We start from the raw sequence: 13292 nt of genomic DNA, 5'->3' as shown, positions 1-13292 counted from the left end.
CAACGGGTTTGCTCACTAGTGCGGCCCCTCGATCCAGCTAGAGGAGTACAACCATGCCGATCCTCGCCTCCGCCGCCGCCAAGATCGCCGTGGGTGCCACCGCTTTCCTGGCTGTCCCCGTCCTGTTCACCGCCGCGACGATCGGCGTGCTCGGCGGGAGCCAAGCGCAACCCCGCCCGGAGGCAATCGCCGACATCCCTGCCGACTACCTCAACATCTACCGCACCGCGGCGGCGACCTGCCCCGGGCTGGGCTGGAGCGTCCTGGCCGCTGTCGGCAAAGTCGAAACCGACCACGGACGTTCTCCACTGCCTGGTGTGCGCAGCGGCTCCAACAGCGCCGGCGCGCAGGGCCCCATGCAGTTCCTGCCCGCCACCTTCGCCGCCTATGCACAGCCAATACCGCCGGGCGGGGTCGATCCGCCCTCGCCCTACCACCCGGTCAACGCCATCCACGCTGCCGCCCGCATGCTCTGCCGCAACGGCGCCAAGGACAACCGCGACATCCGGGCTGCGCTGTTCAGCTACAACCACGCGCACTGGTACGTCGACAAGGTCCTGGCCGTCGCCCAGGGCTATAGCCGTTCTCCTGCACCGGGTTCGGCCGTGCAGACGGCGATCGACTTCGCGCTGCGCCAGATCGGCCAGCCTTACGTCTGGGGCGGCGACGGTCCGGGTGAGGGCGGGTTCGACTGCTCCGGGCTGACCAAGGCCGCCTATACAGCAGCCGGGATCACCCTGCCCCGCACCGCACACACCCAGTTCCATGCCGGGCCCCGCGCGCCCGCCGGGCAGCCATTGCTGCCCGGCGACCTGGTCTTTTACGGCAACCCCACCACCCGGGTCCACCATGTGGTGCTCTACGTGGGTGACGGCATGATCGTGCACGCCCCGACCTTCGGTCAGCGCGTGCAGCGTGCCCGGCTGGCCAGCCTCGGCCCCTACACCGGTGCGACGCGTCCAGCCAGCGGTGGCGCCGGCCTATGAACGCCGGTGTTGCTGGGTGTCCATGGCGTTGTACAGCTCGTCCAACGTGCGACCGTCACTGGTGCGTCGCCACGCGTTCCACCCGTCCGCGGTACCCCCCTCGGTCGCTGCCGTGATCGCGGCGGTGGGATGCCGGTGACACGTGCCGTCCTCCAGCTTCAGGTAGCCGTCGGAGGTCACCCGCGCGGTGTGCGTGGTGCCTTTCACCGGGCGGACACAGCGCAGTTCATCGCCGGGCCGGAGTATGCCGTTGTCCAGCAACGGCGCCAGGTGTCGCACTATGCGCTCCCGGCGGCTGGGCGCCAACGCGTGCTGTGTTCGCAACGCGTTCAGCCGGGCTCCGTCGCGGGCACGCCTCCACGCTTGCCACCCGCTCTGATGGGGATAGCCCAGTGCGGTCATCGCCGCGGACGGGGTGGCAAACCAGCGTCCGTCGGGGAAGCGGATGCCCCCGTTGTGCACCGTCGCTTCGTGGTACTCGCCGGTGGTCGGGCGCGGGCACAGCAGCCCTTCGCCTTCGCGGAGTGCGCCCACTATCACCAGAGACTGCAAACAGCCGGTCCGTTCGACCGGACCGCGGTGAGCCTGGTCGGGGGCGTCGGTCAACTGCATGAGCCGTGCGATGGTGGGGGCGGTGACGCGGGGCCAGGTGCCCTCCAGGTCGGGCCAGTTCCCTGCCTGCTGCCACCGGCCCTGTCGGGCCACCAGTAGGTGGACGTCGACCGTTCGTGCCCGGAGCTGCTCGTTGATGTTGGTGGCCGGGGCGCGAAGCTGGACCACCACGTCGCCATCGTGGCATCGAGGCTCAGGTGCCTCTGCCATGGGTTGCGCGGCGAAGAGTGCTACTTCGTCGGTGTCAGCGGCGGTATCCACCGCGAGGACTCGCAGGCCCCACGCCTGTGCCGGCATGCGCAGCAACGGCACCACGATGCTGCCCGCTACCAGGATCGCCGCATCGGGGAGCAGGCATTCCCGTTGCCGGATGTCTTGGTGCACAGGCATTTCCTGGTCACGGTTGGGTGCCGCGCGTGGGGCGTCGGCGGTACACGCGTCGGTCAGGTGGATCACGGGTTCGTCCCTTCGATCGCCGGTACGGTCCTCGCCCGCTGCGGCACACCGAACCGGCGGTATTACCTGTCTCACCAAGGTTGGCCCCACCGCGCCGTCGCCGGTGGCGTTGCCAGAATGTATGGACGCTCGAGGTGTGGGGTGAAGTCAACGCCGAAGGGTCCCGACGGCGCCAGATCGACCCAGACGGGGCAACATCCGCCTGTGACGGCACCCCGGTCCTCCGCATGACGGCATCGGCAAGGTGCTTGCTGTGCAACAGCACAACATCGTCCACAAGCGACAGTCGGTCTCGAAGCATCCCGGACTTGACTTCACCTCGATGTCGAGCGTCCATGGTGAGGAGCCCGGACACACCGGTAGCGCGCACCGCCGGACTCAGGCCCCGGGGCATGACGCTGCTTACCACTTCTGTATGCGAGGGACGTGGCCATCATGCCCACCACGACGACATCGAGCATCCGCCCGCCAACGAACACACCACAAAACGCGCCCGCCTCCGCTCAGTCGGCCGCTGTCGCGGCCGAGGACAAGGTGTGGCAGGCACTGCGGCAGCACCCGGGCGCTACCGCTGCGGAAATCGCGCTGGCCGGTGGCGTCGGCGGTTCCACTGCCCGCAGGATCCTCGCGGCCCTGGAGAAGGAGGGCTCTGCGGTCCGCGAACGAAGCGCCACCCCACGCGCCGGTGACCGGTGGCGCGCGGCCGAGGGACCCGATGCCACAGCGCCCACGACTGTGCCGGAGGAAATCGTTCACCAGGTCGACGGGGAGCAGGACTCCGACCGCGAGCAGCCTGTTGTCGAGCCGAGTCCGGTGACGGCCTTGCCGGCCGACACAATCCAGGTGCCCTCGGCACCGTCCGGAAATTCCACTATGGACAGTATGGAGGCAGGTGTTGCGGCTCCGTCCGGTGCCACGAGCGGGCCCGATGTCGCTACGGAGGCGCCGCGGCGGTTGCGGCCGGGCGCATTGCACGGACTGGTCGAGAACTTCCTGATCGACAACCCCGGCGCGGAGTCACCGCCGGAGAGATCGCCCGCAAGCTCGATCGGTCCTCCGGTGCGGTTGCCAACGCCTTGGTCAGACTGGTCGAGCGCGGCGTGGCCACGCAGTCCAGTGCCTACCCCAAGCGCTACATCCGCACCGTCGACGAGGACGTCCGGAGTCCAGCCACAGCCCAGACATGATCACTTAGTTGTAGGTGCCCGGCGACCTCCGCCGGGCACCTACAACGCCGGAACGCAAGCGCTCCCTGCTCGCACTGGTACTGCGGGCGACCTGCCTCGGGCGTACAGGGACATCGATGCGGTTTCGCACCCGAGGGTGCACGTCCATGAGGCTGAAGGAGAGTGCGATGCACGGCACGGTGGTGGCTGTCGATGTCGACGGTGTGCTCGCCGTCGACCCGCGGATGGCCGGTGGCAAGCAGGTTGCTGCCAGCCTTGGGCTACCGGCCCTTCAGGTTCGACGGGCTGGGTCCGGATGGTCATCCGGCGGCGGGAACCCTCCGGCTGAACCCTGAGCAGGCGGGTGGCTGCGCGAACTGCGTGATCCGGGTGCCGAGCTGGCGTGGGCGACGAGCTGGGGCGTCCGCGTCGCCCAGTGGATCACCCCGCGCCTCGGTCTTCCCGAGATGCCAGTCATCGAGGTTCCCAACTACGGGCCTGCCTTCGGCTGGTCGCCGAAGGGCGGGCCGATCCGCCGCTGGATCAACGATCGGCCGCTGGCCTGGCTGGATGATCAGTTCGGCGGCAAGGAGTACGGATGGGCGGCCGACCGCCGCACCGACGGTATCCCCACCCTGATCATGCCCGTCGGGGCCGGAGGCGGGTTGCGGCGTCAGCACATCGATGCGGTACTCGCCTGGCTTGACACCGACGTCGCCGCCCGCCGGCGACAGGGCACTCCTTGACGTGGAGGCCACCAGGTGCCCGCCTGCCGAAGCCGAGCCGATCACAGACCGGATGTGCCCGGAGGCTGATCCCTGGACGCGTTTCCTGATCCGTGGCCTTCGCCCGCCCAGGTCCGGCCCACCATGGTGTTATAAGTGGTTACGGAGTAGGACCGCTGGGGCGATGTTGGCGGGCGAGGTCAAGTTGTTCAAGACGCAGGCTGATCTCTTCGTCAGACTGCTCCGCCTCGGCGAGGAGATCCGCGAGCCAGCCCAGTGCGTCGATCAACTTCCAGAGGTAGGTGCCTGGGTCAGTCCTGGCGAGTCTGCGGTACACCCGCACCGCCTCACGCGCAGGCTCCAGCCCCGGCGGCTGCTCGATGACCGCGCGCTCGGCACTGTTGAGGCTGTTGTCCTGCGACTTGAGCTGCGACAGCACGCTCAGCGCGGTGGCCAGCATCGGCAGATAACTAGCGGCGTCCTGATCGGACAGACGCCGAAAGATCCGGACAAGCTCCCAGACCAACGTCCTCCTCACCAGGTCCAGCACATCACCGTGCGGTAGCTGGCCGGCGTAGACGGCGAGGAACTCAGCATACGCGGCAGCCCGGTCGCTGTCCGACGCTCCGGTGGTCGCCCCCAAGACCGTGGTGAACTGGCGCTCAACCACCGCAAGGCTCTCGCGGTGGGAGTGCAGCGACCAGGCACCGCCAGCGTCGTAGAGAACGCTGTGGGGGACCCGGGTGCAGACCTCGACCACGACCGCTTCCACCTGCTCGTGCCGGTGACCGGCAGCGCCCAGGACGGCCATGCACCGCGCCAAGGACGGCCAGTTGGCGTCACGGTCCTGATCGAGTTGGGCGACCAGTTCGACGATGAGTTCCGCGTTCAACGGCAGGGTCATCATGCTCGCGGTGAAGTCTTCCCCGAGCCGGTCAGGGCGGATCGGTGACAGCACCTCTCGCGGCGCCGGTGGATAGAGACGCTGGTAGGCACGCAGGGCTCGGTCCGCCTCGGCCTCATTCCCGGTCACCCGTGCCGCGCGCAGCATCGATCGTGCCGTGGCAGCGGTCTCGAACGGGCCGAACATGGTCGCGATCAGCGCCACCTGCTCGATCAGGGGTGCTTGGTCGGCCCAGTAGCGACGTTCCCGATGCAGGAGAAACTGGGACAGGTCGCGCTGTGTGGGACGTGGGAGGTGTTCTCGGCTCGCGCAGGTGGCGGCCAAGGCTGCCATGTGCAGCTCCAGTGGCGAGTTCGCGCTGTCCTCGATGTCCTCGGGCATCGGCACGGTTGAACGGGAGAGTTGGAGTTCCCGTTGAAATGCCTCGATCGCCTCGGCATAGGCGGTGTGCAGGTCGGTGGTGGCGAAGCCGCCCAGCTGCAGCGGCGTCTCCACCACTGCCTGCAGATCCAGCGTGCTGGCAACCGTGTGCCACCATTGATCGGCCGAGCGTGCCAACAGCAGCACGCGCGTGGGGGCACCCCTGTGCTCGGCGGCGAGCTGCTCAACCATCTCGGCGAGCCGGGCATCCCCCCATCGATCGGCGTAGTCGACCACCACGAGGACAGGCCGGTCATCGGTCACCCGGTGAGCCAGGGAACCGCCGCTTCTCCGGTTTCCTCGGGACGCGTCTGCGACGGCCCACCCCAGATCGAAGGACTCCTTCGCGAAGTGGGCCGCCAGGCGCGTCTTGCCGTGCCCACCGGGGCCGTAGACCAGCAGGACAGACAGCTCATCGGAGTTGTTCCGCCAGGTGCGCAACCGCTCCTGCTCCCGTGAACGCGCACGGTACGGCACCACTGCCGATCGCGCGTCGAGGAGGTAGCTCGGGCTGTCCCGGGCTAGCCTCCGCGACGCCCCGGCCGAGTCCGCGCGGAACTCCAGCACGTAGTCCTCGGCGGGGTTCAGCACGATCCGCACTCCGCCGTCAATGCTTCCGGCCTGTACCACCGGTCCAGTCACGACACCGTCAACCGTGTTCTGGATCGACCACAGCGCCTGGGGATTGTTGTCTCGGTGCACCCAGCCCCCTCGCTGTTCCAGCAGACTTCGCAACCATAGGGGTTTCCGACGGTGAGACCGCCGAGGTCGAGAGAACACGTACCGGCGACCGGGCGTGTCCCCATGCTGACCACGTGGTCACGGTGCCGACCTCCCCTGCCAACCGGTGTCGCCCACAGGAGCGGCTGGCTGGGCTGACGCCCCGCTGACCGTCGTCTCCCGCCAGCCAAGCGGATCCGCTACCCAGTGGTGGCGCGGGCCTTCTCGGGTGTGGTCACGGCGTCCATCCCAGTGCACTGCACGCGGTGCGGGGCGCGTAGCCCAGGTGGCTGCCTTCGGTCAGCCACACGATCGGCGCCTCACCGCCGGCCAGCTCGTCGGCGTCCTCGGCGTCCTCGGGTGTGCACACCACCGCACCGAGGGTGTACGCCATGGGCCAGCCGGGTTGAGCGGCGTAGCGCAGCGGGGTGGTCGGATCGTAATGGGCCAGTGCGGCGAGCAGATCGCCGACGGTGTCGATGCCAGCCATGGTCGGTGGTCTCCTTCGTCTTCGTCGGGCCGCCATGGGACCGACCGTGGGTTCAGGCCCCGGTTGGGAGGTGGGGTCGGCTGTCGGTGGTCACGGTGCCGATGAACCCGGACAACTGCCGTTGATCAGCCTCGCTCGGGAGGAACACGCGCACCTCGAACCGCTTCTTCCCGGGTTCGGGGTCGCACGGGCTGGCGGCATCGGCCACTGCCCGGACGATGCCGGCGATGTCGGTCGGGCTTGGCGCGTCCTCGGGTCGTTGATCGGGGCTGGCAAGCTCGGCGTCGCGGAGCCCAAACACCTGGATGCAGACCACGTTGGCGCGGGGGTAAACCTCAGCGGCGAACCGAAGTCGGGCGGGCAACACTGCTCCGGGGCCGCCGTCGCTGATGGTGATCAGCTCAGCCAGGATCAGGGTCGCTGCCTCGGTCAGGGTGCGTTCGGGGGTGATCGCGGGGCAGATCACGTTGTGCCGACAGTGCCAGCCGGGCGCGGGTGGGCGGTTCAGGTCCGCTTCGCCGGTGTTCCCCGCGTGAGCCTCCCTGGTGGGCGGGAGAGGGGGGGCACCGTGGTTCTCGACCGAAATCAGGCGAGGTCGCAGCGCCGCGCAGGCAGTGTCGAGGTCGGGATAGGGAACGGGCTGCCCATTGCGAATGTGGGTGCGCGCGGCGAACAGGGCTGCCGCGACGCCGATCCTCGTGCGCGGCAGCAAGTAGACCTCGGTCAGCCCGTGCCAGCCGGACAATCCGGTGCGAGCGTTTGTCAGGGCCGGCCTGACCGTGGTGATCTGCCCGTCGCGGGTGGTACCGGTGACCTCGGCGATGTCGATCTCGGTGCTGGTGATCGCGGTGGTGACGGGATCACGGTAGGCGGTCACGATCAGTGCGAGGTCGCCGCGGCGGGCCCGGACGTCGGTCTGCCCTGGTGCGGTGGCGGCGAACAGGGCGAGGCCGTCGGCGGGACGAACGGCACGGCGGCGGGTTCGGTTGGGGTTCATCCTGTGCCTCCTTCGTGCGGGGCCGGCTCACTGCCGATGTGGCCCTTACGGGCCAGCGGGGAGACAGCGCGGGAACGTCGTGGGTTCGTCGAGAACCTGGGTGCCGACGGGCACCATGTAGGCGGCTGGTGTGTGCGGTGCGGAGCCAGCTCAACCGCACCGCACCGCACACCGGATCGCCGTCCGGATCAGGTCAGAGAGCGTCGAGGGCGGCCGTCGGTGCTGACGGTGCCCACCGTCCACGCCTGTTTACGCTGCTCCCGCTCACAGTGGAGCACTACGACCAGCTCGAACCTGCGGTCCTGAGAATGGCGACCGTGCCAGTTGTAGGCATCGGAGACCGTCTCGATGATCTCCGGAAAGTCCGCCGGGCACGGCGCGTCCTGCGGGCGAATGTAGGGGTGGTCGACCTCGTGGTTGGTCAGCCCGAACACCCACAGTGTGATCACGCGGTCGCGTGGAGAGACTGTGGCCGCGTAGCGGATACGGGCGGGAAATGCCATGTCGGGATCGTCGGTAACGCTGACCATGATCAGGTCGGCCATGATCAGCGTGGTCAGCTCCGTGAGGGTGAGCGCGGCGGTCGCCCGGCAACGGCTGCCGTAGTGCCGGTCAGGTGACGGCGGGATGTCCGGAACGGGTGGTGGAGTAGCGGGAATCATGGCGCGCCCCCTTTCGGTAGACATAGCTCACGCCGGACATGGAATTTCAGTGCACTTCCTACTTTCCGGCGACAATTCAAAGGTAGCTCGATCACAACATGAAAGCAATAGGCGTCACCCGACTTTTCAAGACTCTTTTGGAAAATGCGCACATGATTGCGAAACGGGTTGGTTCTCCCTTATTTTGTGCCACTCCGACCGCGTTCGCCGGCGAAGCTCCCGGGCATGCTGGGCGAATTCGACCCCCTCGGGGGTGGCTGACGGCCCGTGTCACCTCGTTCGGGCGCCCGCTCTGAGCCGTCCCGCCGACCTACAGTCCGCCCGACCGATGTCAACCCTAGTGCCGACCGAGCTCTGCCAACACTGGAGCAGGAATCGGTGTTGAGCTGGCTACAACCGAGCCGCAACCCCGCACGCCAGGTGAGCGGCCCATCCGGGTGGCCTATGGCCGAGGCCACTGGCCGGGATCTATCGTCTTGAGTCTGGAACGTCGCCGGAGCTGACAGGCAGGCCGATGAGCTGCATGGTCACTCCTGTTCCGGTAGCCATTGGGGCATCGGTGGGTCACCATGCTTGAGACGGTGTCCTGACGGTGCCCCTAACGGCGTCCCCAATGACCCCTACTAGTAACCGAAATTCTATATCCTGCTTCGACTCGTTCTGCCTAGCTCCAAGGAAGCTACTCGCCCTTGTACGAAATCTGTCGTGAAATCCGATAGGGCGATGACACAGTCCGCCATTCTAATTCATCCTCTCCTCCTCTGTCACATCTTCTTCAAGTCGCGCTCGACGGAGTTTTGCGTTGCAGGAGTTCCTCAGTTTCTGGGGTGGGTTCGGTGTCGATGTCGGCCAGTCGCGCTTTCAGTTTCCGGTAAACCGCTATGGCCGCGCTGCGGTGTCCGGTGTCGACGTGCAGCTGGATGAGCTGCTGGTAGACCAATTCAGCATACGGGTCCAAGGTGATGGCCACCGACAAGACGTCAGCAGCGGTTTCCGGTTTGTGGGCGCGAGCAAGTGTGGCCAGCCGAAGCAGCGCGTCGGCTGCCTGTTGCCGGAGTGACTCGCGGATTTCCTCGGCCCACAGGTAGCCGACTTCCTCCAGCGGCGGCCCCGGCCGGGCCAGATCGAGCACCCGACGCAGGGCGCGGTGCTGGTCCTGCTCGCTGGTGGCGTCGCGGGCCTGGGCAATCGCGGCCGCCAGCTCGTGAGCGTCCACGGCGATCAGGTCGCTGTCGAGGCGGTAGCGGCCGCCGCGGCTGTGCACGAACTGCGCCTCAGCGATGCCGGTGGCTTTGCGCAGGGCGGTGCGGATGTTGCTAACCGCGGTGTGGATCTGGGCCCGGCCGGTGTCCGAGCCGGCCTCGGGGAGAAGCTGGTCCTGGAGGATGGCCACGCCCGTGCCGCTGGGGTGGGTGGCCAGGTAGGCCAGCACTTCCCGGCCCAGGCTGCGCACGCCGTGGGTGATCTCCTTGCCCAGCACGGTGATCCGGGGTGGGCCGAAGACCTGCAGCCGCACCGGCGCCGGCCGGGTCCGCGTGTTAGCGGCCTCGACCGCAGCGATCTTGGTTGGCGCTGCAGGCAGTGGTTCCGGGGTGCTGTCGGTGGCGTGGTCGGTGCCGCCGCGGGCGGCCAGGATGACACTGAGCAGCTCGGCGGCCTCGGTGTCGGTGAGGGTCTCGGTGCGGGTGCCGACCATGGTGGCGGTGTGCTCGCCGCTGGTGGCGGTGATCACGCCGTCTTCGGCGACTTCCAGTCCGCTGGGCCAGGGGCCCAGCAGCAGGCCGACCACGCCGAGGTGGCGGCCCAGCTCCAGCACGGTGCGCAGCCGCGTAGTGCTCGCGGCCTCCGGGGCGGCCAGGAACACCAGGGTGGGCAGGGCTTCGTCTGGATCGGACCGGCCGTCCTCGGCTTGGTTGGCGCCCAGGGTGTGGATGTGGGTGTCGAGTTCTGCCTCGGCGTGTAGTCGGGTGCGGCGGGCGACTTCGGCTTCCAGGGCCTCCAGCGCCGGGGCCAGGTCGGTGCAGCAGCGCACCCCGGGTTGGTCGGCCGAGGCGAGGGAGGGCAGGCACGCGGTGGCGCTGGTTCCGGCCAGGAGCAGTTCGGGCGGGTAGCGGGTGTCGGTGGCCAGGATCGCGGTCACCGTGGCGCGGGCCGCCGCGGGGGCGCCTGCACCGGTGAGGGCGAGCCCGGCCGTATCGGCCAGGTCGAGGGTGCGGGTTTCGGCGGTGTCGGTGTGGGTGGTGAGCACGGCCGGTGGTGGCGGCCAGTGGCGGCGCGGGACGGGCTCGGGGTCGTGGGGGCGGGCGGCGCGTTCCAGCAGGGTGACGGTGGACGGCATGGCCGGTGGCGGCGTGGGTGGTTGCAGGGTGCCAGTGAGGCGGCGGCGGTGCCGCCGGCGCAGGCGCACGGTCGTGGCTGCGATCGCGATCGAGACGGCGAAGCCGATCCCGATGATCGCGCCGGAGGGCAGCTGCACCACGGGCTCGGCCGAGGTGCCGCGCTCGGGCTGGCCGGGGCTTGTGGTGGGTGGCGCGGTGGTCGGGCCTGGGCGGGCGGGAGTCGCGGTGGTGGCCGGAGGTGATGGCGAGGCAGGTGGAGGTGCCGGCGGCGGAGGGTCGGTGGGCTGGGCAGCTGGTGGGGTGATCCAGAGTCGCCAGCCGGGGCGGAGTTGGTCGGGGTCGGTCCAGGACTGGCCGTCGGGTTGGGGGCGGTGGTGGTTGTCCTGCCACAGCCGCCGCCAGTCGCTGGGGTGGCCGTATTCCCGTTGTGCGATCGAGGATGCCGTCTCCCCGGCTTTGACCGTGACCGCGGTCGTCCCGTGCCCCGGTTGGGTCTGTGCGGGTGGCGGGAGCAGGAGGACGTCGCCGGGGTAGAGCAGCTCGGCTCGGGGGATGCGGTCGGCGTTGAGGCGGTGGATCTCGCGGTAGCGGCCAGGGTCGCCCAGGTGGATGGAGGCCAGGCTGGTCATGGTGTCGCCGGGCTCGACGGTGATCCGGGGGCATTCCGGGCGCACCGCCGCATCCACCATTCGCCGTCGCGCCAACCCGCCCTCCATGGTGAAGCCTTTGCCGCTACTGGCTTTCGTGGCCTCGGCGCGGTCGGGGTCGTGCAGGGCGGTGGCCACCGGGGTCGAGCCGGTGGCGGGCAGGGCGAGCGCGGACTGGGGCAGCAAGGTGATGAGGATGGCGGCGATCAGGCCGGCGATCCACCGCCGCGGCCCCACCCCGGTACGCATGGTGCGGATCCCGTGACGCAGCTGATCGACGGTTTCGACCAAGAGCAGGCCGAGGAGGAACAGCCAGGTCACCCAGAGCACGACTAGGAGCAGGCCGGGGAGCAGGGTGCCGTCGGCCCAGGCGAAGCGGGCGGCATGCCAAGTGCGTTCCAACCAAGGGCCGAGCTCGTCGAGCCGGGGCCACCGCTCGGGAACCAGGCGGCGCGGGTCGGCACCAATCTTCAGCAGCCCCGCCGGGAGCCCGATCACCAACGCGGCCACCAGCACGACGGCACCGGCGGCGCGAACCAGGTCGCCCCGGCGGCGACGTGGGCGGGTGCTGGTCATGGCCGGCCCCCGCTGCGGGGGCCGGTGTCGAGCTGAGCGGTGGCGGTGCCGGTGACGGTGTAGTGGGAGCCGAACAGCCCGACCCGAGCCTTGTCGGTGCAACGCACCTGGACGCGGACGGTGCGGTTGGAGGTGATCTTGACCGTGCCGGGGCAGCCGGAGCGGGTCAGGTAGGCGCGGGCGGTGGTGTGCGCGGTGGCGGTGTCGAGCTGGATGGGGGTGCTGCGGGTGTCGACCGCGGTCAGGGCCGCGCGGGCGGCTTCGCCGGCGATGGCATCCGCCCGCGAGTACGCCCGCAGCCGCCCAGCCCCGTCGACCAGGAGCGCGAAGACCAGCAGCAGGGCGGTGAGCAGGATCGCCGTCATTGCGCTGACCGCCCCACGGTCGCCGAACCGTCGCGCGGCCGGGGCTGTCATGTCCGGCCCCGGAATGGGTCTAGGGGGCTGGTGAAGGTGTCCCGGAGGGTCCGGGTGCCTGGCATTCCCGGCAGGGCCAGGTCGGACAGCTCGGCCACGCAGGTCACCGTCGCCGACACGGTGGCGGGTAGGCCGAGCGGGACGGTGAAGCCGGAGGTGTCGATGGTGACGGTGATGCTGCGGCAGTGCAGCTGCTGGTCGGTGAGCACGCGGTGCGCGGTCGCGGTGGCCGTGTGCTGGGCGTGGGTGGCGGTGCGGGCCAGGGAGGCGGTGCGGGCCGCGGCGGTGGCGGCGTCGGTGACCACATGGTCGGCCAGCACGATCCGCCCGGCCGCGATCATCACCGCGATCGTGGCCAGCAGGACCGGGCCCGCGGCGGCGGCGAACTCCACGCTGACCGACCCGGCAGCACCACCCCATCGGCGGGCGCGGCGGGTCACCGCGGGCTCCCGGCGGTGTTGGTGTCGCTGGGGGTGGTGAAGCGTTCCCTGGGGCCGGTGACGCTGCGGGTGATGCGCAGCTCCAGCCCGGGGATGGGGAGCAGGCGGGGCACGGTGGCCGAGACCTCCACCCGCACCACCGTCGGGCTGCTGGTGGCGCCGACCGTGGCGTGGGTGAGCAGGCCGGTGCCGGCGCGGGCCAGGAACGAGCTGGCGGCGGTGTGGCTGTCGGCGGGGGTACCGGTGACCGTGCGGGCGGCTTGCAGCCCGGCCTGGGCGGCGGCCTGGCATACGTTGCGGGCGTACCAGAGGATCCCGAGCTGGGTGGCCAGGGCGAACAGCAGGAACAGCATCGGCAGCAGCACCGCCAACTGCACGGTCGCCGCACCCCGATCACCCCACCGCGACCGCGACCGCGGTCGCGGTGTGCCGGTGTGTCTGGTGTGGAGGGTGGTATTGTCCATGGTTGGGTCACCGGCTAGGGGAGCTGGTTGAGGTACTTCTGGACGAAGACCTTGTAGGCGGCCCAGACCAGCAGCGCGACACCGACGGCCAGGGCAATGCCGATGGCGATCTCCACGGTCTCGACACCCTCGTCACCACCCCGGCGAACCCGGCGCCGCTTACGCGGGAACCTTCGCGGCGGCTCGGCCGCAGCGGAGAACAGCAGGATCTGCAAGGCGAGCCGGTCCCACCGATTCCTCAACCGGATGGGGGCTCTGGCGATGCGGGGCAT

12 protein-coding genes are annotated in these 13292 nt (G+C 69.4%); 2 read left to right on the top strand and 10 right to left on the bottom strand.

Translation table 11 applies throughout. From position 1 onward, the window contains the following. Positions 1 to 53: 53 nt before the first annotated feature. Positions 54 to 986, top strand: a complete 933-nt coding sequence (locus tag M8C13_RS05440) for a bifunctional lytic transglycosylase/C40 family peptidase (RefSeq protein WP_252479351.1) — start codon at positions 54 to 56, stop codon at positions 984 to 986. Here M8C13_RS05440 and M8C13_RS05435 read toward each other — a convergent pair. Then, the gene (locus M8C13_RS05435) at positions 981 to 2054 is read right to left on the bottom strand and encodes a hypothetical protein (protein WP_252479350.1); all 1074 of its coding nucleotides are present in this window, start codon (positions 2052 to 2054) and stop codon (positions 981 to 983) included. The genes M8C13_RS05440 and M8C13_RS05435 overlap by 6 nt on opposite strands. Positions 2055 to 3687: 1633 nt before the next feature. Here M8C13_RS05435 and M8C13_RS05430 point away from each other — a divergent pair. Continuing rightward, positions 3688 to 3966, top strand: coding sequence for a hypothetical protein (locus tag M8C13_RS05430; protein WP_252479349.1), 279 nt, complete (start codon positions 3688 to 3690; stop codon positions 3964 to 3966). 139 nt (positions 3967 to 4105) lie between these two features. On the opposite strand, the gene M8C13_RS05425 is transcribed toward M8C13_RS05430, so the two are convergent. The 9 genes from M8C13_RS05425 to M8C13_RS05380 all read right to left on the bottom strand — a co-directional run bounded on the left by M8C13_RS05425 (position 4106) and on the right by M8C13_RS05380 (position 13292). Then, complete coding sequence (locus M8C13_RS05425; RefSeq protein WP_252479348.1) at positions 4106 to 5971, bottom strand: hypothetical protein; 1866 nt, start codon at positions 5969 to 5971, stop codon at positions 4106 to 4108. 253 nt (positions 5972 to 6224) lie between these two features. After that, a complete protein-coding gene (locus M8C13_RS05420; protein WP_252479347.1) occupies positions 6225 to 6479 on the bottom strand; it encodes a hypothetical protein in 255 nt (84 codons plus the stop codon). A 52-nt stretch (positions 6480 to 6531) separates the two neighbouring features. Beyond that, complete coding sequence (locus M8C13_RS05415; protein ID WP_252479346.1) at positions 6532 to 7476, bottom strand: hypothetical protein; 945 nt, start codon at positions 7474 to 7476, stop codon at positions 6532 to 6534. Positions 7477 to 7664: 188 nt separating this feature from the next. Then, complete coding sequence (locus tag M8C13_RS05410) at positions 7665 to 8138, bottom strand: hypothetical protein (protein WP_252479345.1); 474 nt, start codon at positions 8136 to 8138, stop codon at positions 7665 to 7667. Positions 8139 to 8913: 775 nt separating this feature from the next. Next, entirely contained in the window at positions 8914 to 11700 is a 2787-nt protein-coding gene (locus M8C13_RS44380; protein WP_256508618.1) for a BTAD domain-containing putative transcriptional regulator, read from the bottom strand. Continuing rightward, entirely contained in the window at positions 11697 to 12065 is a 369-nt protein-coding gene (locus M8C13_RS05395) for a hypothetical protein (RefSeq protein WP_252479344.1), read from the bottom strand. Before M8C13_RS05395 ends, M8C13_RS44380 begins: the two co-directional genes overlap by 4 nt. Positions 12066 to 12112: 47 nt before the next feature. Beyond that, positions 12113 to 12556, bottom strand: a complete 444-nt coding sequence (locus M8C13_RS45310; protein WP_252479343.1) for a TadE/TadG family type IV pilus assembly protein — start codon at positions 12554 to 12556, stop codon at positions 12113 to 12115. Then, positions 12553 to 12933: a TadE/TadG family type IV pilus assembly protein gene (locus tag M8C13_RS45305; protein WP_252479342.1), complete on the bottom strand. Its 381-nt coding sequence runs from the start codon at positions 12931 to 12933 to the stop codon at positions 12553 to 12555. Before M8C13_RS45305 ends, M8C13_RS45310 begins: the two co-directional genes overlap by 4 nt. A gap of 101 nt (positions 12934 to 13034) precedes the next feature. Beyond that, positions 13035 to 13292, bottom strand: a complete 258-nt coding sequence (locus M8C13_RS05380) for a hypothetical protein (protein WP_252479341.1) — start codon at positions 13290 to 13292, stop codon at positions 13035 to 13037.

It is taken from the genome of Crossiella sp. SN42, from assembly GCF_023897065.1.
Lineage (GTDB): Bacteria > Actinomycetota > Actinomycetes > Mycobacteriales > Pseudonocardiaceae > Crossiella.
This window is presented reverse-complemented; position numbering and strand designations above follow the sequence as displayed.